Here is a 20,681-nt window from a genome sequence, read left to right as displayed (position 1 = left end):
CGATCCGCAGCCGCCGCGTCACCTGTCCCGGCTTGACTTGAACCGCAAGCCGTCCGACCGAGAGCCGATGATCGCCCCCGCCTCCGAGTCCATGCCCCTGCGCGCCCTGCTGGCGCGGATTTGGCGCGACTACCTGTCCAGGCACAAGGGGTCGCTGATCCTGTCGGTGCTTTGCGCGGCGGCGACGGGCCTGCTGACGGCGGCGCTGCTGAAGCTGCTGGAGCCGGCGGTGAACGGTCTGTTCCTGGGCGGAACCAAGCCGATCAGCATCTTCGGCGTCTTCAGCTTCCCCGCCCACAAGGCGGTGATCGGGATTCCGGCGGCCATACTGGCGGTGGCGATAGCGCGAACCCTGGCCGCGCTGGGCCAGGCGGCTTTGGTCAATCGGCTGGGCCACACCATCGTCGGCGACATCCAGATCCGCCTGTTCGGGGCCATGATCCGCGCCGACCTTGCCCGGTTGCGCAGCCAGCATTCGGGCGGCTTCGTCTCGTCGGTGCTGTTCGACGCCAATATGGTGCGCGAGGCCTTCACCTCGGGCGTGGTCAACTACACCCAGAACCTGCTGACCCTGATCGCGGTGCTGATCTACATGGGGTTCATCGACTGGCAGCTGACCATGGTGGTGCTGCTTGGCGTGCCGCTGGTGGCGCTGGTGCTGCGCCGGTTCGGGCGCAAGACACGCAAGGCCGCCGTCGGCGCCATGGCCGAGACCGAGAACCTGTCCACTGCCCTGATGGAGAACCTGGACGGGGTTCGCCTGATCAAGATCGAGAACCGCGAGGCGGCCGAACAGGACCGCGTCGCCGAGGTGGTCGCCCGTCGCCAGCGTCACGTCATCAAGGGCGCCAACGCCCGCGCCTTCGCCGGCCCGTCCAGCGATCTGGTCGCCTATATCGTCGTCGCCGCCGTCATGGCCTATGCGGGCTGGCGGGCGCAGTCGGGCGAGATGACGGTGGGCGGTTTCGCCGCCTTCATCGCCATGTTGCTGGCGGCCGGTCAGGCCCTGCGTCAGGTGACCAATCTGGCGACGGTGATGAGCGAGGGCTTCACCGCTGCACGTCGTCTGTTCGGCGCCCTGGACATTGAGGCCGAGATTCGCGAGGCGCCCGACGCGGCGGCCCTGCCGATCGGCCCGGTGGAGGTGGTGCTGGACCAGGTATCGTTCGCCTATGCTCCCGGCGGGGCGCCGACGCTGGACGCGGTGTCGTTGCGGGTCGCGCCGGGCGAGACGGTGGCCCTGGTCGGGCCGTCGGGCGGGGGCAAGAGCACGATCCTGAGCCTGTTGCCGCGCTTCTATGACGTGACGGGCGGGGCGGTGACGATCAACGGCGCCGACGTGCGGTCCCTGCGCATTCACGACCTGCGCGACCATATCGCCCTGGTGACGCAGGAGCCCTTCCTGTTCGATGACACCATCGCCGCCAACATCGCCTATGGCCGGCCGGGCGCCACCCAGGCCCAGATCGAGGAGGCCGCGCGGTCGGCCGCCGCCCATGACTTTATCACCGCCCTGCCGCAAGGGTACGACACCCGTGCGGGCGAGGCAGGCCTGCGCCTATCGGGCGGTCAGCGCCAGCGGATCGCCATCGCCCGCGCCTTCGTCAAGGACGCGCCGATCCTGCTGCTGGACGAGGCGACCAGCGCGCTGGACACCGAGAGCGAGGCCCTGGTCCAGACGGCGCTGGAACGACTGATGAAAGGCCGCGCCACCCTGATGATCGCCCACCGCCTGTCGACCGTCAGGAACGCCGACCGCATCTATGTTATCGAGGCCGGCCGGGTGGTCGAGGAAGGGTCGCACGACGCCCTGGTCGCCCAAGGCGGCCTCTATTCGCGCCTGGCCCGCCAGCAGTCGCTGGACGGCGTTCAGCCCACGGTCGAGACCGTCGCGTGAGGCCGCTGCGCATTCCGGCCGTCCAGGCCAGCCTGTCCTTCATAATGGCCCACTGGATGCAGTTCTGCTTCGCCACCATGCGCTGGACCCATGAGAACCAGGGCGTGGCCGAAGGGGTCTGGGCCAAGGGCGGGGGCGTTCTGTGCGCCTTCTGGCATTCGCGGATCGGCCTGTCGCCGGCCTGCTGGCCGCTGAACCGGGCGCAACCGGCCAAGGCGCTGATCTCGCTGTCAGCCGACGGTCAGTTCATCGCGAAGGCCGTGGCGCGCCAGGGCTTTCCCGCCATTCGGGGTTCGTCGTCGAACAAGGACAAGGCGGACCGGGACAAGGGCGGATCGCAGGCGCTGCGGGCGGGCCTGCGTCAGTTGAAGATCGGCGCCCTGGCCATCACGCCGGACGGCCCGCGCGGCCCGGCGCGCCAGATGGCCGAGGGCCTGCCGATGATGGCCAAGATTTCCAAGGCGCCGACCCTGTTCATCGGCATGTCGTGCAGTCCGGCGATTCGGCTGAAAAGCTGGGACCGGGCCATCCTGCCCCTGCCTTTCGCCAAGGGGGCCATCGTCTGGGACGTCGCCGACTTTCCGACCGTCGACGACCTGGAACAGGTTCGCCAGGACTGGGCCGCCCGGCTGAACGCCGTCGAGGCGCGGGCCGATGCGATCACGGGCCTCAAACCGTGACGCCGCCGCCGCTGATCGCCTATCGGCTGGCGACCCGCGCGCTGGAGCCGTTGGCGCCGCGCCTGCTGGATGCGCGCGCGCGACGAGGCAAGGAAGACCCCGTGCGGGTGGACGAGCGGATGGGCTTCACCCGAACGGAGCGCCCGGACGGCGATCTGGTCTGGTTGCACGGCGTCAGCGTGGGCGAGAGCCTGTCGCTGCTGCCTGTGGTCGAGCGGTTGGTCAAAGCGCGGCCGGACCTGACCGTGCTGGTCACCTCCAGCACCGTGACCTCCGCCCACATCCTGGCCGAACGGCTGCCCGTGGGCGTGATCCACCAATATGCACCGGTCGATGCGCCGGGCGTGGTCGATCGGTTCCTGGACCATTGGCGGCCAGCCCTTGCGGTCTTCGTCGAGAGCGAGCTGTGGCCGAACCTGTTGCTGGAGGCGAAACGGCGGGACGTGAAACTGGCCCTGGTCAGCGCGCGCATCACCGAAAAGACGGTCGAGGGCTGGGCGCGGTTTCCGGCCTCGGCGCGGGCGTTGACCGGCGCCTTCGATCTGGTCCTGCCCCAGGATGCGGTCTCGGCCCAGCGGTTGGAGCGCCTGGGCGCCCGGATCGACGGCCTGGTGAACCTGAAGCTGTCGGGCGAGCCTTTGCCGCATGACCCGGCGGCCTTCAGCCGTCTGTCCGCCGCCATCGGCGACCGGCCGGTGATCGTCGCCGCCAGCACCCATGAGGGCGAGGAAGTCGCCATCGTGCGGGCGTTGGACAAGCTGGGCGACCGCGTTTGCCTGATCCTGGCGCCGCGCCATCCCGAGCGGGGGACGCACATCGCCCAGGCCCTCCAGCGCGACGGATACGCCTTCGCCATGCGTTCGCGTGGCGAGACCATCGGGCCGGACACCGACATCTATCTGGCCGATACGCTGAACGAGATGGGCCTGTTCCTGCGGCTGGCCGATGTCGTGGTGATGGGCGGGTCGTTTGCGCCCGCCCTGGGCCTGCCGCCGGTCGGGGGGCACAATCCGCTGGAGCCGGCGCGACTGGGCAAGCCGACGATCACGGGGCCGGATGCGTCCAACTGGGCGCCGGTGACTGCGGCCCTGTCGGAGGCGGGCGGGCTGGTTCTGGTTCAGGCGCCGTCGGACCTGCCGGGCGTGATCGAACCGCTGCTGAGCGATCTGAACGCGGCCAAGGCCATGGGCGAGCGCGGACGACGCGCGGCAGTCGAGGCCGGGGGCGGGCTGGAGCGGTTGTGGGCGCTGCTGTCGCCGATAATGCCGCAGAGGCAGGCCCGGCGATGAAGCTGAATACGCCGCGCTGGTGGTATGTGCGCGATAGCAACCACGCCCGGATGACGCGCACCGTGCTGAAGCCGCTGGGCTGGATCTGGGCCGGCGTGACGGCGCGTCGGATCGTCAAGACGGTGCCGGTCGACCCCGGCTGCACGGTGATCTCTATCGGCAATCTGACGGTGGGCGGATCGGGCAAGACGCCAGTGGCGCGCGAGACCCTGCGGCTGCTGCGCGCGGCGGGGATAGAGGCGCAAGGGCTGTCGCGTGGCTATGGCGGTCGGCTGGAAGGTCCTGTGCGGGTCGATCCTGAAATTCATACGGCCGAGGATGTCGGGGACGAGCCTCTGATGCTGGCGCAGGGATCGCCGACCTGGATCGCGCGGGATCGGGTGGCGGGCGCCCAGGCGGCGGTCGCAGGCGGGGCGCAGGCCCTGGTGCTGGACGACGGCCACCAGAACCCGGCGCTGAGGAAGACCGTCAGCCTGATCGTCGTGGACGGCGAGACGCGGGGCGACGAATGGCCGTTCGGGGACGGGTCGGTCTTTCCCTCCGGCCCGATGCGCGAGCCGTTCAAGGCGGGGTTGGCGCGCGCCGACGCCGTGGTGGTCATGCTGCCGACCGATGTGGACGAGGCCGATCCCGAACTGCTGGCGGTGTTCGGCGCCCTGCCTGTCTTCGTCGCGCGCCTGACGCCCGAAGGGCCGCCGCCGTCCGGGCCTCAGGTCGGGTTCGCCGGCATCGCCAAGCCGTGGAAGGTCGAGCGGTCGCTGAAGGCGGCGGGCTGCGACCTGGCGGACTTCGTTCCCTTCCCCGACCACGCGGCCTATAGCGCCGCCGACATGAAGTTCCTGACTGACCGGGCGGGGGTTTACGACGCCGGCCTGGTCACCACGGAAAAGGATTGGGTCCGGCTGACGCCAGACCAGCGCGCTCATGTCACGGCCTGGCCGGTCGTCGCCCGGTTCGAGGATGAGGCGGCTTTCGCCGCCTTCCTGACGAAGCGGATTCAGTCGGCGCGATAGACCACGCCGGACTTCATCACGAACCTCATCCGCTCCAGCTCGGTCACGTCCGTCAGCGGATCGCCCAAGACGGCCACGATATCGGCGGGCATGCCCGGCGCGATCTTTCCGGCCTCGTTCGAAATCCGCAGGTGTTCGGCGGCGCCGACGGTGGCGGCCTGGATGGCCTCCAGCGGCGTCAGGCCGGCGCGGACCAGAAGCGCGAACTCCTGGGCGTTGTCGCCATGGGCCGAGACACCGCTGTCGGTGCCGAAAGCGATCTTGACCCCGCCCTCATGTGCGCGGCGCGCCATGTCCAGCATCTTGGGACCGGCCTCCAGCGCCTTGGCGGTCTGGGCCGGGGTGAAGAAGTTGTTCGGGCCAGACGCGACGCGGGCCACGAAATCGCCGGCCAGCAGGGTCGGGATCAGCCAGGCGCCGTTCGACTTGAACAGACGGATCGACTGGTCGTCCAGATAGGTGCCGTGTTCGATGGAATCGCCACCCGCTCGCAAAAAGGCGTTGATGCCATCGACGCCGTGGGCGTGGGCGGTGACCTGACGGCCCATGCGGTGGGCGCTCTCGACGATGGCGGACAGCTCGGGATCGCTGAACTGCTGGTTCAGGCCGGCGGCGGTGTTGGACAGGACGCCGCCCGTCGCGGTGATCTTGATAATGTCGGCGCCCGCGCGAACCTGGGTGCGGACGGCGCGCATGCAGTCCTCAGGCCCTGAACAGATGCTCTCGGACGACAGCAGGTGCATGACGTCCTCGCGATAGCCGTTGATGTCCCCGTGCCCGCCGTGGATCGACACCGACGATCCCGCCGCGATAATGCGCGGTCCCGGCACGTCGCCGGTCTTCACCGCATTCCTCAGCGCGAAGATGGCTTCGTTCGAGGCGCCCAGATCGGCGACCGTCGTGAAGCCGGCCATCAGGGTGCGGCGCGCGTAGCGTGCGCCGACCATGGCCTTGTCCGCATCGGACAGGGTGACCTGTTCCAGCCGCCCATTCGGGTTCTGCTGGCTGGTCAGGTGGACGTGGCTGTCGATCAGTCCGGGCAGGACGAAGGCCTGTCGCAGGTCAACGATCTTGCCTTGAGAGGCGTCGCCGACAAAGCCGTCGCGCACTTCGACGACCTGGTTCCCTCTGATCACGAGAGTTTTATCGCGCTGCACAACGCCGTTCGACGGGTCGGCCAGCAACCTTCCGGCCTCGACGAACGTTGTCGTGGGTTGGGACGAAACCCCAACGCCTGTGGGGCTTTGCTGGGCGTGGGCGCTCAAGGCCGACGCCATCAGCGCCGCCAATGCGATTCCGAAACGCTTCATCGTTTTCTCCCCGCGACACGTTGGCCGCAAAAATGCCCCACAAGGCTCAGGTTGCCTCGCCCGTAACCAACTGAAACAAACACGCCTCAAGACCAACCGCAACGAGGGCGTCGCATGCGGCTATCGAGACGAGGGCTAATTCTGGGTGGATCGGCCATGCTGGCGGGATGCGCCAGCGCAAGCGCCACGGCGCCGCTGACCACGGCTCAGACCGGAGCCCCGATCGCGATGCCTCAGGTCGGATTGCCGACCATCGAGACCACCGCCCTGACGCCCCCGCCGCTGGATCCGCGCGGTCATGTGCGCAAGGAACTGATGGAGCGCGCCATGACGGCGCTGGACACCCATCACCGCCACCTGCCGCTGCGCGACCGGATGTATCTGGTCGATTTCAAGAAATTCTCGGGCGAAGAGCGCCTGTACGAAGTCGATCTGGTCGCCGGCGAGGTCAAGGTCCTGCGCACCTGCCACGGTCGCGGCTCGGACCCCAGCCATACTGGGTTCGCCCAGAGGTTCTCGAACACGCCGGATTCGAACATGTCCTCGGTCGGGGCCTACGCCACCGCCGGCGCCAACTGGGGCGCGCAGCAGGGGCCGAACGTCCTGCTGGACGGACTGGAATACTCCAACGACAAGGCGCGGGAGCGGGCCATCATTATCCACGGCGCCGACTATGCCGACCCGGACTTCCTGGCGCGTGAAGGCAAGCTGGGCCGCAGCTACGGCTGTTTCTCCGTCGCCCACACCGACCTGCCCGGCTTGCGCGAACGCATGGGCGAAGGCCGGCTGCTGTTCGCAGCGGCTTAAGGCTTAGCGCTCGGGCCGTCGGGCGGAGTGCCGGATGGTGACGACCTCCACCCGATCAGGCAAGATCGCGTATCGGATCAGATAGGGCTTCACGAGAGTCAGTTCGCGCGTTCCGTGGATTGCCGGTCGTCCTCTGTCGGCAAAATGCGCGAGACTCTCGGCAGCCGCCTTCAATCTAATGAAGAAGCGGGCCGCTGCGGCTGGGTTGAAGTCGGCGATGTAGAGGCTGATATCCTCAAGGTCGCTCAGCGCCTGATCCGTCCAGACGACTAGCCGCATTTGGGCCGGGGCAAAGGATTGGCTGCCGACCAGGATTCGACCCATCGCATGACGGTTTCATTATCGACGACCCGTCCTGCCGCTGCGTCCGCCAGACCCCGCAAGGTCGCCGCCTCGTCCGCCGCGTCGTCAGGCGTCGAAAACAGATCTTCGTCATCGTAATCGATTGCAGGATCAGCCATGGGCGAGACCCTATCACACCCTGCCGATACGGTCAGCCCCGCTCCAGCGCGCGCCAGCCGATGTCGGAGCGGTTGAAGCCGCCGGGCCAGTCGATCTTCTTGATGGCAGCATAGGCGCGCTCGCGGGCCTGGGCGATGTCATCACCCTCGGCGCAGACGTTCAGGACGCGACCGCCAGAGGCGGCCAGCAACCCGTCGTCGCGGCGCTTGGTCCCGGCGTGGAAGACCTGGACGTGGGGGCCGAAGTCCTGATCAGCGCCGCGGATGATCGAACCTTCCAGCGGGCTGTCGGGATAGCCCTTGGCGGCCATGACCACGCAGATCACCGTCTGAGACTTGAAGGCCGGCGACGCCAGGCCCGAGACGTCGCCGCGCGCGCAGCCCAGCAGATAGGGGACGATATCGCCCGCCATCCGCATCATAAGCACCTGACATTCCGGGTCGCCGAAGCGGGCGTTGAACTCGACCACCTTAGGCCCGTCCTCGGTCGCCATCAGACCGGCATAGAGGACGCCGCGATAGGGCGCGCCTTCCTCGGCCATCTTCTTGATGGTCGGCTGGACGATCAGGTCGTCGGCCTGCTGCACCAGATCAGGCGTGAAGACGGGGGCGGGCGAATAGGCGCCCATGCCGCCGGTGTTCGGCCCCAGGTCGCCGTCGAAGGCGCGCTTGTGGTCCTGGGCGCCGCCGAACAACAGGGCGCGCTGGCCGTCGCACAGGGCGAACAGCGAGCCCTCCTCGCCGTCCATGAATTCCTCGATCACGACGCGGGCGCCGGCCGCGCCGAACCGGCCGCCCAGCATCCGCTCGATCTCGGCCTCGGCGTCGGGACGGTCGGGACTGATGGCCACGCCCTTGCCGGCGGCCAGGCCGTCCGCCTTGATGACGTAGGGCGGCTTGAACACGTCCAGCGCGGCCTTGGCGTCCTTGACCGTGTCATAGACGCCGTAACCGGCGGTGGGGATTTCATGGCGTTCGAGGAAGGCCTTGGAAAAGGCCTTCGAGGTTTCCAGCTGCGCCGCCTTGGCGGTGGGGCCGAAACAGGGGATGCCGGCCGAGGCCAGGCGGTCGGCCAGGCCGGCGGCCAGAGCCACCTCGGGCCCGACCACGACCAGGTCAGCCTTGATCTCGCGCGCAAGGGCGGCCAGGCCGTCGGAGTCGTCGATTTTGACGGCGCGAAGCTCGCACAGCTTCTCGATGCCGGGGTTGCCGGGCGCGGCGACCAAGCGCGTGACCAGCGGTGACTGGGCGATCTTCCAGGCCAGGGCGTGTTCGCGGCCGCCCGATCCGACGAGAAGAATGTTCATGAGACCGGGCAATGACCGGCCGGCGCCGGCCGGTCAAGCACCCGTCAGACTTAACGCCGAATTCAGCGTGCGGGCGGCGTCCAGGCCGGCAGGGCCTGAAGCTGGCCCGGCGTCAGATCCGTCACCAGATCCTTGTCGCCGTTGCGGTCGATCGGCGCCACGTCGGCGACCGGAACCTGCACCTTGATGTCGCCCGGCCCGTCCAGTTCGACGACCAGATGGGTCAGGGCGCCCGAGGCGTCCAGCACCAGTGTTTCGACATCGCCCAGATCGACGTTGGCGCGCGAATACAGGTCGGCGTCCTCCAGTTGATCGCGGGTCATGCCGAAGGCCAGGGCTGCGGTCGTCGCCGCCGTGTCGGCCTGCTGATCCGGCAGGGCGACCGGAGCCGCCCCCGGCGCGGGAGCCTGGACGACATCGTCGTCGCGATCCGAACAGGCGGCGACGGCGCCGGTCAGGCAAAGGACGGCGGCGAGCGGGACGAGACGGTTCATACGGATTCCTTGCGGTTCAGAGCAGGGCCGAGACGACATAGACGCCCAGCCCCAGCAGGATGATGCAGCCGATGATCAGCCACGGGCTCATGGCGCCGCCGCCTCCAGCACGGCGCGACAGATTGCGCTCATGCGGGTCCTGGTCGGACGGATCGGTTCCTTGCGGGTCGGCGGCCATGAAAGTCGAACGGCGCGACGCGCGCGGCGTTCCCGCGCGGATCGACGCAGGCTAAGATGGTTGGATGAGCGACGACTCCTATGTGTTCGAGGGACCGGCCGAGGCCCCTGCCCCGCGCGACAACAATCCGCCCCTGTCGATCTCGGAGCTGTCGTTCGCGCTGAAGCGCACGCTGGAGGACCGGTTCGGCCATGTGCGGCTGAGGGGCGAGATCTCCAAGGTCAACCGCCACGCCTCGGGCCACATCTATCTGACGCTGAAGGACGACAAGTCGGCCATCGACGGCGTGGTGTGGAAGGGATCGGCGCGCGGCTTGGGCGTCCAACCCGAGGCCGGGCTGGAGGTCATCGTCACCGGAAAGATCACCTCCTATCCGGCCCGGTCGTCCTATCAGATCGTGATCGAGAGCATGGAGGCGGCCGGGGCCGGCGCCCTGTTGGCCCAGTTGGAGCGGCTGAAGCTTCGCCTGCGTGAGGACGGCCTGTTCGAGCCGGGCCGCAAGAAGGCCCTGCCCGCCTTCCCCGCGACAATCGGCGTGATCACCAGCCCGACCGGCGCCGTGATCCGCGACGTGCTGCACCGGATCGCCGAACGCTGGCCCTGCCGGGTGATCGTGTGGCCGGTGGTGGTCCAGGGCGAGGCGGCCAGCGGCCAGGTGTCGAACGCCATTCGCGGATTCGACGCCATGGCGCCGGACGGGCCGATTCCGCGACCGGACCTGCTGATCGTCGCGCGCGGCGGCGGGTCGGTCGAGGACCTGTGGTGCTTCAACGACGAGGGCCTGGCGCGGACGGTGGCGGCGGCGCGCATCCCGATCATCTCGGCCGTGGGGCACGAGACGGATACGACCCTGATCGACTTCGTGTCGGACCGACGCGCGCCGACGCCGACCGGCGCGGCCGAGATGGCGACGCCGGTTCTGGCGGACCTAAGATACGCCGTCGCCGACATGGATCGGCGCATGGTCCAGGCGGGCGGGCGGCTGATCGAGGATCGGCGCACGCGCCTGCGGGCCGTGGCGCGTGGCCTGCCGGCGCGGCCGGAGGATCTGCTGGCCTTGGCGCAACAGCGGCTGGACCATGTGTCGAGCCGGCTGGGCTCGGGGCTGCAACGCAACGTCGCCCTGCACGAGCGGCATCTGGCGGTGACAGGCGGCAAGCTGAGCCCGGCCCTGCTGCGGACCCGGATCGAGCGCGGCCAGGACCGGCTGCGCGGCGCGGGCGACCGGCTGGGCGCGGCGCTTCAGGCGGGCGTGGCGCGCGGCGAACGGCGGCTGTTGCAGGTCTCGGCCCGCCTGTCGCCCGAGCCGCTGCACCGACGGCTGGATCAGCGCGAGGCCCGGCTTGCGGCCGTCGGCGCACGGCTGGACGGCGTCATGCCACGTCGGCTGGAGCGAGACGCCGACCGTCTGGCGGCCCTGTCGCGAGCGCTGACGACGCTGGATCCCGGACGACCCAAGCCCGGATTCGCCCGTGTCGAAGATTCGGACGGCGGCTGGATCACTTCGGCCAAGGCGCTGGAGGCCGGTCAGGCGGTTCGGCTGGTGTTCGGCGACGGGGCGCAGCCTGCTGTCATCGACGGCGGCGAACCCCGCCCGGCGGTGCCGCGTCCGATCGCCAAGCCCAAGCCGCCTGCGGCCGGTCAGGGCAGTCTGTTCTAGAGCGACCTGTTCCGGGGCGCCGTTTTCCGCTTCGCCCCGGCGCCGCTTCCTGCTAACCGCGCCGCATGAAGATCACGCGCCTCGCCGTCACCGCCTATGTGTTCGCCCTTCTGATCATCGTCCTGGATCAGTTGACCAAGGCCTGGATCATCAGCGGCGTGATGCTGCACGAGGTCGGGCGCGTCCCCGTCCTGCCGCCAATCCTGAACTTCAGCTGGGTCGAGAACACCGGCGTCAGCTTCGGCCTGTTCGGCGGCGGCGAAGCGCGCTGGGGCCTGGCGATCTTCTCCATCGTCGTCTCGGCGGGCCTGGCCTGGTGGGCGACCCAGTCGAACCGTCGCCTGCTGATCACCGCCATCGGTTTCGTCATGGGCGGCGCCCTGGGCAATGTGATCGACCGTATCCGCTTCGGCTATGTGGTCGACTTCATCGACTTCTCGGGCACGGGCGTCTTCCCCTGGGTGTTCAACGTCGCCGACAGCGCCATCACCATCGGCGTAGTCCTGCTGATTCTGGACAGCCTGATCTCCGACAAGCCCGCGAAAGCCTGAAGCGGCTTTCCATTTTTCGAGCCTGATTCACGGCCTCGGCGGGATCGCCGCCTCGGCCGATCAGGCTCCGAGGTTGGCGTAGCCCCCGAAAAGTCGTAATCACCCCGTCTTCACTATGCCAACAACGCCCTTGCGGCGTTTCGTGCATCAGCCGACCAGAGCCTGAAACCATGCGTATCCGCAGTGTCGCCGTCCTGACCCTCGTCGCCTCCTCCGCACTGGCCGTCTCGGCCTGTGGCAGCCTGAAGCAGGGCATTGGCCTGACCAAGGTCGTGCCGGACGAGTTCGTCACCGTCTCCACCGCCCCGCTCAGCATTCCGCCCGAGTACGGCCTGCGTCCGCCCGCACCGGGCCAGCCGCGCCCGCAGGAACTGGCCCCCGAAAGCGCTGCGCGCCAGATCCTTCTGGGTCAGCGCCAGGCCGTCACCCGCACGCCGGGCGAGCAGGTCCTTGTGGCCCAGGCCGGCGGCGAACAGGCCGATCCCCTGGCCCGCTACGTCGTCGATGACGAGTTCGGCGACCTGGCGCACAAGGACGAAAGCTTCGCCAACCGCCTGATGTTCTGGCGCAAGGACGACGCCTCGACCCAGGCCCCCACCACGCGTCAGACCGCCGAAGGCCAGAAGACCATCGACGCCACGACCGAGGCCGCACGCCTCCAGGCCCTGACCGGCGGCCAGCAGGCCATCACGATCCAGCCGCGCCGCAGCGGCGGTTTCAAGCTGCCCGGCCTGTAGGACCGGAAGCCGACGGACGCTTGCCACGGCGGCGTCCGTCCTTATTGTAAACGGACTTGATCAGGAGCCGTTTGCATGACCGAACCAAACGACATCGCCGCCCTGTCCGGGGTCGAGCAGCTTCGCCTGGGCCTGAACGGCGGTTTTATCGCGCCCATCGCCCGCACCGTCGGTTTCGAATTGACCGAGGTCGAGGAAGGCCGCGTGGTGTTCGAAGCCATCCCCACCGCCGCCGTCTACAATCCGCTGGGCACGGTTCACGGCGGCTGGATCGCGACGGTTCTCGATTCCGCCTGCGGCTGCGTGGTCCATTCGACGCTGCGACCAGGCCAGACCTATACGACGCTTGAGCTGAAGACCGTCTTTCACAAGGCGCTGAGCGCAGGGACGCCGGTGCGGGCCGAAGGGCGGATCGTCCAGGCCGGTCGCCGCGCCGCCTTCGCCGAGGCCGATCTGCGCGGGCTGGACGGCCGGCTGTATGCGACCGCGACCTCGACCTGTCTGGTCATGGACCGCTAAGCGCAGCGAAGGTTTGCCGCGCCTCGCTTTAGCCGCTATCAGCGGCGAGCGTTGATGATCGGCCGCCGATCATCGTGCGCCCTCTCTCGCTGTCGGAAAAATAAGCTGATGCGTCGCGTGTTCACCGCCCTGGCCGCCCTCTCGATTGCGGCCTCCGTCCTGCCCGTCGCCGCCGAGGCCCAGATGTCTCAACGCCAGCGCGGCGGACAGCAGCGGCCGGCGTCGGGCGAGCAAGCCGCCCCCAGCCGTGCGCCGCGCATCGCGCCCTTGCGCCGCCGCGCCAACGCCGGCCCATGCCCCTATGTGAAGATCCTCTACGAGGCGGCTCGCTACGTCGAACTGGAGGGGGGGCGCGCCGCCATTTCCAACGTCGGCTATACCGGCGAGATCGAAGGCATTTCGTCGGACTGCGTATACCGCGAGGCCGATCCGATTCGCGTCGATATGAATGTGCTGTTCAACCTGGGGCGTGGGCCTCAGGCGACCGGCGACCAGCGCACCTATCGCTACTGGATCGCGGTGACCGAGCGGAACAACGCCATCCTGTCCAAGGAATATTTCGACCTGCCGGTGAACTTCGCGGGTCAACAGACGGCCTCGGTCAACGAGGAACGCACCATCGTCATCCCGCGCGCAGGCGTGGACACCAGCGGCGGCAACTTCGAGATCCTGGTCGGTTTCGACGTGACGCCGGAAATGGCCGAGTTCAACCGCTCCGGCAGCCGCTTCCGCGTCAACGCCGGCGCGACGCCGGCCGCCCCCGCCCCTGCCGCCGCACCGAGCGAATAAATGGCTGATCTGAAGACCGTCCTTAGCGAAGCGGTCGCCGCCGCCTTCGCCGCCGAAGGCGTGGATGCGGCCCTGGCGCGCGTCACCCCGTCCGACCGTCCCGACCTGGCCGACTTTCAATCCAACGGCGCCCTGGCCGCCGCCAAGGCGCTGAAGGCCAATCCGCGCGAGCTGGCGACCCGGATCGCCGACCGCCTGACCGCCGATCCGCGCTTCACCTCGGTCGAGGTGGCCGGCCCCGGCTTCATCAACCTGAAGCTCGCCGACGCCCTTCTGGCCGAACGCGCCGCCGAGGTCGCGGCCGACGCCGACCACGCCGGCGCCGCTGTCGTGTCCAACCCGCGCAAGGTGGTCATCGACTTCGGCGGGCCGAACGTGGCCAAGCCGATGCACGTCGGCCACCTGCGCAGCGCCATCATCGGCGAGAGCCTGAAGCGGCTGTTCCGTTTCCGCGGCGATCACGTCACCGGCGACGCCCACTTCGGCGACTGGGGTTTCCAGATGGGGCTGCTGATCACGGCCTGCGGCGACGAGGGTGTCGTGGACGCCTTCATGGCCGACGGCGATGGTCCCTTCCCGGCCGACAGCCCCGTGACCCTGGCCGACCTGGACCGGCTGTATCCACTGGCCGCCGGCAAGGCCAAGGAAGACCCCGCCTTCCGCGACCGCGCCCGCAAGGCGACGGCGGAACTGCAGAACGGCCGCCCCGGCTATCGCGCGCTGTGGCAACATTTCGTAGCCGTCAGCCGCGAGGCGCTGAAACGCGAATACGGCGACCTTTCGGTCGATTTCGACCTTTGGAACGGCGAGAGCGACGCCGACCCTCAGATGCCCGAAATGCTGGCGCATCTGAAGGCGACCGGCCTGCTGGTCGAGGACGACGGCGCCCAGGTGGTTCACGTGGCCAAGCCCGGCGAGACGCGCAAGAAGAAGCTGGCCGACGGCTCGGTGATCGAGGCCCCGTCTCCCCCGCCCCTGCTGGTCATCAGCTCGGAAGGCTCGGCCATGTACGGCACGACCGACCTGGCCACGATCCTGGATCGCAAGAAGGCTCTGTCGCCCGACCTGGCCCTCTATGTCGTCGACGAACGCCAGGCCGAGCATTTCGAACAGGTGTTTCGCGCCGCCTACTTGGCCGGTTATGCCGTTGAGGACGCGCTGGAGCATCTCGGCTTCGGCACCATGAACGGCCAGGACGGCAAGCCCTTCAAGACCCGCGCGGGAGGCGTGCTGAAGCTGCGCGACCTGATCGACCAGGCGACGGACAAGGCGCGCGAACGGTTGCACGAAGCCAAGCTGGGCGACGACCTGTCGCCGGCCGAGTTCGAGGCCATCGCGCACAAGGTGGCCATCGCCGCCCTGAAGTTCGCCGACCTGTCGAACGCGCGGACCACCAGCTACGTCTTCGACCTCGACCGCTTCATGAGCTTCGAGGGCAAGACGGGCCCCTATCTGCTGTACCAGTCGGTGCGGATCAAATCCCTGCTGCGCAAGGGCGCCGAACAGGAGCTGACGCCCGGAGCCATCGTCATCGCCGAACCGGCCGAGCGCGACCTGGCCCTGACGCTGGACGCCTTCAACACCGCCGTGTCCGACGCCTACGACAAGCGGATGCCGCACCTGGTGGCCGAGCACGCCTATCGCGTGGCGCAGTCCTTTTCGAAATTCTACGCCGCCTGCCCGGTGCTGATCGCGCCGGATGAGGCGACCAAGCGTTCGCGCCTGGCCCTGTCGGCGACGGCGCTGCGCCAGCTGGAAATCGCGCTGAACCTGCTGGGAATCGACACGCCGGAGCGGATGTAGCGGTCGATCGCTCCGCATGCTATATTTGCTAGCAGATGGAGATCGCCATGCCTGCCAACCTTCATGTCCGCAATGTGCCTGATGAAATCGCACGGCGAATCAAGGTGCGCGCCGTCCAGAACGGCCGTTCTGCCGAGGCCGAGCATCGTGCGGCGCTGGAGCAGGTGTTCGGCGGGGTGGGCAAGGACGAATGGCTGAGACGCGCCGACGCCCTGCGCGCCTCGATCCTCGCCCGCAGAGGCGGTGAACTGCTGCCGTCCTCCGTTGATTTGATCCGCGAAGATCGAGACAAACGGTGATTGTGATCGACGCCAGCGTCGTCATCACCGCTCTTTTGCCAGAGGCCGAAAGCCCGGTCGCCAGGACGCTCATAGCGACAGAGGTCTGCGTCGCACCCGATCTTATCATCAGCGAATGCATCAACGCGCTTTGGAAGAACGTCAAACTAAGCCGCATCCTGGTCGCAGAGGCTGAGATCGCTCTCGAAACCCTGCCGAATCTCGGCATCAGCCTGATGGCGGGGCGAGAGCTAGCCGATCGCGCTTTTGAACTGGCCGTCGCCCTGGATCATCCCGCCTACGATTGCTTCTATCTCGCTCTGGCGGAAAGTCAGAGCGCTCCACTTTTCACCCAAGACGGACGTTTCCTGCGCAAGACACAAGGCTCAGGGGTTTCAAAAGCGGACGTACGCCTGCTCGACTCGGCAAGCCAATGACTGACCTCAACGCCTATATCGCCGGCCTGCCCAAGGCTGAACTGCACTTGCACATCGAGGGCAGCTTGGAGCCCGAGCTGATGTTCGAACTGGCGCAGCGGAACGGCGTCGCCATTCCTTACGACAGCGTCGAGGCCGTTCGGGCGGCCTATGATTTCTCGAACCTGCAGGACTTTCTGGACATCTATTATGCAGGCGCCGCAGTCCTGCTGACGCGCCGGGATTTCGAGGATCTGGCCTTCGCCTATTTCCAGCGCGCCGCCGCCGACAATGTGCGTCACGCCGAGATTTTCTTCGACCCCCAGACCCATACCGACCGGGGCGTGCCCTTCGGCGTGGTGGTCGAGGGGCTGATCGCGGGCATGGACCGGGCCAAGGCCGAGCTGGGCGTCAGCAGCGGCCTGATCCTCAGCTTCCTGCGCCACCTGACCGAAGACGAGGCCTTCGCGACCCTGGAGGCGGCAAAACCCTATCTGCATCATTTCATCGGCGTGGGGCTGGATTCGTCGGAGGTTGGTCATCCGCCGTCCAAATTCCAGCGCGTCTTCGCCGCAGCCCGCGACCTGGGCCTGAAACTGTGCGCCCACGCCGGCGAGGAAGGTCCGCCCGCCTATGTGCACGAGGCGCTGGACCTGTTGAACATCGACCGGATGGACCACGGCAATCGCTCGATGGAGGACGAGGCCCTGGTCGAGCGGCTGGCGCGCGAGCAGATGACCCTGACCGTCTGCCCGCTGTCGAACCTGAAACTGTGCGTCGTTGACGACCTGAAGGATCACCCCGTGCCCGAGATGCTGCGCCGGGGCCTGCACGTCACCCTGAACTCGGACGATCCGTCCTATTTCGGCGGATACGTGAACGACAACTACAGCCGGCTGGCGGCGGCGGTCGGTCTGACACGCGAGCAGGTGACCCTGCTCGCGCGAAACAGTTTCGAGGGGTCGTTCCTGGGCGAGGCGGAGAAGGCGGCGTTCATTGCCGAAGTGGAAGCCTACGCGGCGGCCTAAGTTTCTCCTTCCGTCATCCTCCGGGCCGCGAAGCGGAACCGGGGGAGCCAGCGGCGCGCGAGAGCGCGAACCTGTCACCGACTCTGCTTTCATATCGCCTTCGGCGTCGCTGGCTCCCCCAGTCTGCGCCGCAAGCGGCTTGCCGGAAGATGACGAAAGATAGTGCTGGATCGCTTCACGGCGCCAAATGTTCCTGATACGTTCCAATCATGGAGCAGGCGAACGAAGACCCCGCAAATCTCCGCTGGCTGTTCGTCGATCTGAACGCCTTCTTCGCCAGCGTCGAACAGCAGATGAACCCGGACTGGCGCGGCAAGCCCGTCATCGTCCGGCCCGCCGAGAGCGAATACACCGGCGCCATCGCCGCCAGCTATGAGAGCAAGGCCTGGGGTGTCCATACCGGGATGCGGGTGTCGGAGGCGCGCAAACTGTGCCCAGGCCTGATCGTCGCCGAGGCGCGGCCGGACCTCTATGTCGACATCCACAAGAAAATCATGGCCGAGATCGACCGCCATATTCCGGTGTGGAAAATCGGCTCCATCGATGAATGTGCGTGCGAATTGATCGGCCCGGAGCGTCTGGAGGCGAACGCCGTCGCCTTGGCCCGAAGGATACAGGCGGGCATTCTGGAGAATGTCGGCGACTGTCTGCGGTCGTCCATTGGACTGGCGCCGTCGCGGTTTTTGGCCAAGACCGCCTGTGGCATGAAGAAGCCCGCCGGGCTGACGATCCTGAGGGCGAACGAACTGCCCGGCGCGTTGCTGGACCTGCCGCTGTCGAAATATCCGGGCATAGGATCGCGTATGCGACTGCGGCTGGAGGCGGCGGGCGTCACGGACACCGCCGGCCTGTGGGCCATGAGCGCGAAACAGGCCCGCGCAGTCTGGAACAGCATCGAGGGCGAACGCATCTGGCGCGGCCTGCACGGCCTGGACAGCGAACCGACGCCGGAGAAGCCGCCCGCCTCCATCAGTCACAGCCACGTCCTGGCCCAGGCCATGCGGACCCCGGACAAGGCGCGCGCCGTGGCGCGGCGGCTGGTGGTCAAATGCGGGGCGCGACTGCGGCGGATGGGTCTGACCGGGGCGAGCCTGACCCTGCATCTGGACATGGGGCCGAAGACCACGCCGAGAAGCGGCCGGCGTGGCTGGGAGACGGCGGCGATGAGTTGCGCCGTCGCGCCGACGCAGGACACCTTCGCCCTGCTGACCGCGCTGGACAGCCTGTGGCGCAAGGTCGAGCCTGAACTGGAGGCCGGGCGGCTGAGCTATGTCGGGGTCGGGGTTCATGGGCTGAAATCCCGCGACGCCTTCGAGACGGACCTGTTCGATACCGGCCCGGACCAAGGCGGCGAGGCCCCGTCCCTGCGCCTGTCCCAGGCGCTGGACGCGCTGAACCGCCGCTACGGCAAGGACACCGTCAGCATCGGCCCCAAGGCGGGTCTGCCCGAATATATCGGCGCCAAGATCGCCTTCACTCGCATCCCGGAGGCGGAGGATTTCTGGGAGTAGATTGTCCCCTTTCGTCATCCTCCGGCAAGCCGCTTGCGGCGCAGACCGGGGGACCCAGCGGCGCGCGTTAGCGCGAACCTGTCGAGCGTTCGCTGTTCGACGGTGGTGCGGCGGACGCATCGCCTTCGGCGCCGCTGGGTCCCCCGGTCGCTTCGCGCCGGAGGATGACGAAAAAAGAGATCAGCCGAAGAGTGATGCCGCCTCGATCTCCACCACCCCCAGCGCTTGGAAACTGTCCCGCGCCGTCGCTTCGGTCGGCGGGGCGATAGCGCGGCTGGCGTCCGAAATCACAACGGTCTCAAAGCCCAGCCGAACCGCGTCCTCGGCGGTGAAGCGGACGCAGTAGTCGAACGCCAGGCCCGCGAGGAAGACGCGGGTCACGCCCAGTTCACGCAACAGGCCGCCCAGGCCGGTGGGGGTGCGGTGATCGTTCTCGAAGAAGCCGGAATAGGAATCGACCGCCGGATTATAGCCCTTGCGGATCACGGCCAGGGCCTTCTCGACCGTCGGGGCGACATCGGGATGGAAGACGGCGCCGGGCGATCCCTGAATGCAATGATCCGGCCACAGCATCTGGCGACCGTAACCGACTTCGATCTCGGTGAAGGGCGCCGCGCCGGGGTGGTTGGAGGCAAACGAAATCTGGTCCGGCGTGTGCCAGTCCTGGGTCACGACCACCCGATCGAACCGCTCGGCCAGCCGGTTGATCAGCGGCATGATCGCCGCCCCGCCCGCGACCGCAAGGCTGCCGCCCTCGCAGAAGTCGTTCTGCGGGTCGATGACCAGAAGCGCGTCTGTCGCGGCGATCTTCATCAGACGCCCGCGTAGGCGTCGATCTCGTTGGCCGAGCCCAGCGCGACCGGGATACGTTGGTGCAGATGCTCGGGCTGCACGTCCAGGATCGCCTGCTGTCCGTCCGTCGTCGCCTTGCCGCCGGCCTGTTCGACCAGGAAGGCCATCGGATTGCCCTCGTACATCAGGCGCAGCTTGCCGGGCTTGTTCGGCTCCCGCCTGTCCCACGGATAGAGGAAGACCCCGCCGCGCATCAGGATGCGGTGGACATCCGCGACCATCGCGGCGACCCAGCGCATGTTGAAGTTCTTAGCCCGAGGCCCGTCCTCGCCCTTCAACAGGTCGCCGACATAGGTCTGCACCGGCTCGGACCAGTGGCGCAGGTTCGACATGTTGATGGCGAACTCCCTAGTGTCCGGCGAGATGGAGATGTCGTCGTGGGTCAGCAGCCAGTCGCCGTCGTTCGACAGGGTGAAGCCCTTCACGCCCGCTCCGGTCGTCAGCACCAGCATGGTCTGCGGTCCATAGACGGCATAGAGGGCGGCGACCTGATTGCGGCCGGGTTGCATGAAATCGGCCTCGGTCGGCGTCGCGGTCGCGGACTTCAGCACCGAGACGATGGTGCCGACGGGGGCGTTGATGTCGATGTTGGACGAACCATCCAGCGGGTCGAACAGGACCAGATATTCGCCGGCCGGATTCGAGGCGGGCTGGACCTCGTCCATCTCTTCCGACGCGACGCCGGCGACGGCGGGGCTGGCCAGCAGCGCGTCGGTCAGCATGTCGTTGGTCATGACGTCGAGCTTCTTCTGCTCCTCGTCCTGCACGTTGATCTGGCCCGAGGCGCCCAGAGCCCCCGCGAGAGCGCCGCCGGCGACGACCTTGCTGATGTCCGCGCAGGTGGCGGCGACGACAGTCAGAACCGTCTTCAGACCCTCGGGCGCGTCCAGGGCGGCGATGTGGGCGTCGAGGCGGGTGCGGGTCATGCGGTCGATCCGGTTCTGAAGGTCGCCCGTTCTTGGCGGGCGAAACGCCACACCGCAAGACAGAAACCCTCTCCCATTGGGAGAGGGCTTGAGCCTCGGAGAGCCGCAGGCGATCCGCAAGGCGAAAGGGTGAGGGTCGGACGGTGCGAACTGGCCCACGATCCGACCCTCATCC

At 67.8% G+C, this 20,681-nt stretch carries 23 protein-coding genes; 15 read left to right on the top strand and 8 right to left on the bottom strand.

Translation table 11 applies throughout. The features are described 5' to 3' along the window. Positions 1 to 67 precede the first annotated feature (67 nt). The 4 genes from AC3ISA_RS11515 to lpxK are packed head-to-tail and all read left to right on the top strand — an operon-like array spanning position 68 to position 4,879. Positions 68 to 1,897: an ABC transporter ATP-binding protein gene (locus AC3ISA_RS11515; protein WP_489177992.1), complete on the top strand. Its 1,830-nt coding sequence runs from the start codon at positions 68 to 70 to the stop codon at positions 1,895 to 1,897. After that, entirely contained in the window at positions 1,894 to 2,577 is a 684-nt protein-coding gene (locus tag AC3ISA_RS11510) for a lysophospholipid acyltransferase family protein (RefSeq protein WP_489177991.1), read from the top strand. The genes AC3ISA_RS11515 and AC3ISA_RS11510 overlap by 4 nt, the downstream gene beginning before the upstream one ends. Next, entirely contained in the window at positions 2,574 to 3,866 is a 1,293-nt protein-coding gene (locus tag AC3ISA_RS11505; protein WP_489177990.1) for a 3-deoxy-D-manno-octulosonic acid transferase, read from the top strand. Before AC3ISA_RS11510 ends, AC3ISA_RS11505 begins: the two co-directional genes overlap by 4 nt. Continuing rightward, the gene (gene lpxK, locus AC3ISA_RS11500; RefSeq protein ID WP_489180103.1) at positions 3,863 to 4,879 is read left to right on the top strand and encodes a tetraacyldisaccharide 4'-kinase; all 1,017 of its coding nucleotides are present in this window, start codon (positions 3,863 to 3,865) and stop codon (positions 4,877 to 4,879) included. The genes AC3ISA_RS11505 and lpxK overlap by 4 nt, the downstream gene beginning before the upstream one ends. Here the strand turns inward: lpxK and AC3ISA_RS11495 are convergent. Beyond that, positions 4,864 to 6,189 (bottom strand): metal-dependent hydrolase family protein, encoded by a 1,326-nt coding sequence (locus AC3ISA_RS11495; RefSeq protein WP_489177989.1) that lies wholly within the window; start codon positions 6,187 to 6,189, stop codon positions 4,864 to 4,866. The two genes, lpxK and AC3ISA_RS11495, sit on opposite strands and share 16 nt — an antisense overlap. Before the next feature lie 156 nt (positions 6,190 to 6,345). Between AC3ISA_RS11495 and AC3ISA_RS11490 the strand changes: the two genes are divergently transcribed. Then, positions 6,346 to 6,996, top strand: coding sequence for a murein L,D-transpeptidase catalytic domain family protein (locus AC3ISA_RS11490; protein ID WP_489177988.1), 651 nt, complete (start codon positions 6,346 to 6,348; stop codon positions 6,994 to 6,996). 3 nt (positions 6,997 to 6,999) lie between these two features. On the opposite strand, the gene AC3ISA_RS11485 is transcribed toward AC3ISA_RS11490, so the two are convergent. From AC3ISA_RS11485 to AC3ISA_RS11465, 5 genes are all read right to left on the bottom strand, one after another. Then, on the bottom strand, positions 7,000 to 7,320 hold the full coding sequence (locus tag AC3ISA_RS11485; protein WP_489177987.1) for a type II toxin-antitoxin system RelE/ParE family toxin: 321 nt from the start codon (positions 7,318 to 7,320) through the stop codon (positions 7,000 to 7,002). Next, positions 7,266 to 7,457: a CopG family transcriptional regulator gene (locus tag AC3ISA_RS11480; protein WP_489177986.1), complete on the bottom strand. Its 192-nt coding sequence runs from the start codon at positions 7,455 to 7,457 to the stop codon at positions 7,266 to 7,268. Before AC3ISA_RS11480 ends, AC3ISA_RS11485 begins: the two co-directional genes overlap by 55 nt. Positions 7,458 to 7,489: 32 nt before the next feature. Then, positions 7,490 to 8,764 (bottom strand): phosphoribosylamine--glycine ligase, encoded by a 1,275-nt coding sequence (gene purD / locus AC3ISA_RS11475; RefSeq protein WP_489177985.1) that lies wholly within the window; start codon positions 8,762 to 8,764, stop codon positions 7,490 to 7,492. 62 nt (positions 8,765 to 8,826) lie between these two features. Next, positions 8,827 to 9,258: a hypothetical protein gene (locus AC3ISA_RS11470; RefSeq protein WP_489177984.1), complete on the bottom strand. Its 432-nt coding sequence runs from the start codon at positions 9,256 to 9,258 to the stop codon at positions 8,827 to 8,829. Between the two features lie 16 nt (positions 9,259 to 9,274). Further along, positions 9,275 to 9,436 (bottom strand): hypothetical protein, encoded by a 162-nt coding sequence (locus AC3ISA_RS11465; protein ID WP_489177983.1) that lies wholly within the window; start codon positions 9,434 to 9,436, stop codon positions 9,275 to 9,277. A 64-nt stretch (positions 9,437 to 9,500) separates the two neighbouring features. On the opposite strand from AC3ISA_RS11465, the gene xseA reads away from it, so the two are divergent. From xseA to AC3ISA_RS11415, 10 genes are all read left to right on the top strand, one after another. Beyond that, positions 9,501 to 11,096 (top strand): exodeoxyribonuclease VII large subunit, encoded by a 1,596-nt coding sequence (gene xseA, locus AC3ISA_RS11460; protein ID WP_489177982.1) that lies wholly within the window; start codon positions 9,501 to 9,503, stop codon positions 11,094 to 11,096. Between the two features lie 65 nt (positions 11,097 to 11,161). Continuing rightward, positions 11,162 to 11,647: a signal peptidase II gene (gene lspA / locus AC3ISA_RS11455; RefSeq protein WP_489177981.1), complete on the top strand. Its 486-nt coding sequence runs from the start codon at positions 11,162 to 11,164 to the stop codon at positions 11,645 to 11,647. Positions 11,648 to 11,817: 170 nt separating this feature from the next. Continuing rightward, complete coding sequence (locus tag AC3ISA_RS11450; protein WP_159849999.1) at positions 11,818 to 12,384, top strand: DUF3035 domain-containing protein; 567 nt, start codon at positions 11,818 to 11,820, stop codon at positions 12,382 to 12,384. A gap of 75 nt (positions 12,385 to 12,459) precedes the next feature. After that, positions 12,460 to 12,903 carry a PaaI family thioesterase gene (locus AC3ISA_RS11445; protein ID WP_372693475.1) on the top strand — a complete coding sequence of 148 codons (444 nt, stop codon included), beginning with the start codon at positions 12,460 to 12,462 and terminating at the stop codon, positions 12,901 to 12,903. Between the two features lie 108 nt (positions 12,904 to 13,011). Continuing rightward, on the top strand, positions 13,012 to 13,692 hold the full coding sequence (locus AC3ISA_RS11440; protein ID WP_372693476.1) for a Tat pathway signal sequence domain protein: 681 nt from the start codon (positions 13,012 to 13,014) through the stop codon (positions 13,690 to 13,692). Beyond that, the gene (gene argS / locus AC3ISA_RS11435; RefSeq protein WP_489177980.1) at positions 13,693 to 15,495 is read left to right on the top strand and encodes an arginine--tRNA ligase; all 1,803 of its coding nucleotides are present in this window, start codon (positions 13,693 to 13,695) and stop codon (positions 15,493 to 15,495) included. It abuts the gene before it with no gap. Between the two features lie 35 nt (positions 15,496 to 15,530). Further along, on the top strand, positions 15,531 to 15,794 hold the full coding sequence (locus AC3ISA_RS11430) for a FitA-like ribbon-helix-helix domain-containing protein (RefSeq protein WP_489177979.1): 264 nt from the start codon (positions 15,531 to 15,533) through the stop codon (positions 15,792 to 15,794). 2 nt (positions 15,795 to 15,796) lie between these two features. Continuing rightward, entirely contained in the window at positions 15,797 to 16,210 is a 414-nt protein-coding gene (locus AC3ISA_RS11425) for a type II toxin-antitoxin system VapC family toxin (RefSeq protein WP_489177978.1), read from the top strand. After that, a complete protein-coding gene (locus AC3ISA_RS11420) occupies positions 16,207 to 17,217 on the top strand; it encodes an adenosine deaminase (protein WP_489177977.1) in 1,011 nt (336 codons plus the stop codon). Before AC3ISA_RS11425 ends, AC3ISA_RS11420 begins: the two co-directional genes overlap by 4 nt. A gap of 209 nt (positions 17,218 to 17,426) precedes the next feature. Further along, a complete protein-coding gene (locus AC3ISA_RS11415; RefSeq protein ID WP_489177976.1) occupies positions 17,427 to 18,728 on the top strand; it encodes a Y-family DNA polymerase in 1,302 nt (433 codons plus the stop codon). 180 nt (positions 18,729 to 18,908) lie between these two features. Here the strand turns inward: AC3ISA_RS11415 and pncA are convergent, their stop codons facing one another. Beyond that, on the bottom strand, positions 18,909 to 19,541 hold the full coding sequence (gene pncA / locus AC3ISA_RS11410) for a bifunctional nicotinamidase/pyrazinamidase (protein ID WP_489177975.1): 633 nt from the start codon (positions 19,539 to 19,541) through the stop codon (positions 18,909 to 18,911). Continuing rightward, positions 19,541 to 20,506 (bottom strand): class 1 fructose-bisphosphatase, encoded by a 966-nt coding sequence (locus AC3ISA_RS11405; protein WP_489177974.1) that lies wholly within the window; start codon positions 20,504 to 20,506, stop codon positions 19,541 to 19,543. The genes pncA and AC3ISA_RS11405 overlap by 1 nt, the downstream gene beginning before the upstream one ends. Positions 20,507 to 20,681 lie beyond the last annotated feature (175 nt).

This window comes from Brevundimonas sp. KH_058, from assembly GCF_057838505.1.
This window is presented reverse-complemented; position numbering and strand designations above follow the sequence as displayed.

Coding starts and splice junctions, on each gene's coding strand:
- AC3ISA_RS11440 (WP_372693476.1), top strand. CDS start 13,012: ATGCGTCGCGTGTTCACCGCCCTGGCCGCCCTCTCGATTGCGGCCTCC.
- AC3ISA_RS11405 (WP_489177974.1), bottom strand. CDS start 20,506: ATGACCCGCACCCGCCTCGACGCCCACATCGCCGCCCTGGACGCGCCC.
- AC3ISA_RS11495 (WP_489177989.1), bottom strand. CDS start 6,189: ATGAAGCGTTTCGGAATCGCATTGGCGGCGCTGATGGCGTCGGCCTTG.
- AC3ISA_RS11445 (WP_372693475.1), top strand. CDS start 12,460: ATGACCGAACCAAACGACATCGCCGCCCTGTCCGGGGTCGAGCAGCTT.
- AC3ISA_RS11415 (WP_489177976.1), top strand. CDS start 17,427: ATGGAGCAGGCGAACGAAGACCCCGCAAATCTCCGCTGGCTGTTCGTC.
- AC3ISA_RS11480 (WP_489177986.1), bottom strand. CDS start 7,457: ATGGCTGATCCTGCAATCGATTACGATGACGAAGATCTGTTTTCGACG.
- argS (WP_489177980.1), top strand. CDS start 13,693: ATGGCTGATCTGAAGACCGTCCTTAGCGAAGCGGTCGCCGCCGCCTTC.
- AC3ISA_RS11420 (WP_489177977.1), top strand. CDS start 16,207: ATGACTGACCTCAACGCCTATATCGCCGGCCTGCCCAAGGCTGAACTG.
- lspA (WP_489177981.1), top strand. CDS start 11,162: ATGAAGATCACGCGCCTCGCCGTCACCGCCTATGTGTTCGCCCTTCTG.
- AC3ISA_RS11450 (WP_159849999.1), top strand. CDS start 11,818: ATGCGTATCCGCAGTGTCGCCGTCCTGACCCTCGTCGCCTCCTCCGCA.
- AC3ISA_RS11490 (WP_489177988.1), top strand. CDS start 6,346: ATGCTGGCGGGATGCGCCAGCGCAAGCGCCACGGCGCCGCTGACCACG.
- purD (WP_489177985.1), bottom strand. CDS start 8,764: ATGAACATTCTTCTCGTCGGATCGGGCGGCCGCGAACACGCCCTGGCC.
- lpxK (WP_489180103.1), top strand. CDS start 3,863: ATGAAGCTGAATACGCCGCGCTGGTGGTATGTGCGCGATAGCAACCAC.
- AC3ISA_RS11430 (WP_489177979.1), top strand. CDS start 15,531: ATGGAGATCGCCATGCCTGCCAACCTTCATGTCCGCAATGTGCCTGAT.
- xseA (WP_489177982.1), top strand. CDS start 9,501: ATGAGCGACGACTCCTATGTGTTCGAGGGACCGGCCGAGGCCCCTGCC.
- AC3ISA_RS11470 (WP_489177984.1), bottom strand. CDS start 9,258: ATGAACCGTCTCGTCCCGCTCGCCGCCGTCCTTTGCCTGACCGGCGCC.
- AC3ISA_RS11465 (WP_489177983.1), bottom strand. CDS start 9,436: ATGGCCGCCGACCCGCAAGGAACCGATCCGTCCGACCAGGACCCGCAT.
- AC3ISA_RS11515 (WP_489177992.1), top strand. CDS start 68: ATGATCGCCCCCGCCTCCGAGTCCATGCCCCTGCGCGCCCTGCTGGCG.
- AC3ISA_RS11485 (WP_489177987.1), bottom strand. CDS start 7,320: ATGGGTCGAATCCTGGTCGGCAGCCAATCCTTTGCCCCGGCCCAAATG.
- pncA (WP_489177975.1), bottom strand. CDS start 19,541: ATGAAGATCGCCGCGACAGACGCGCTTCTGGTCATCGACCCGCAGAAC.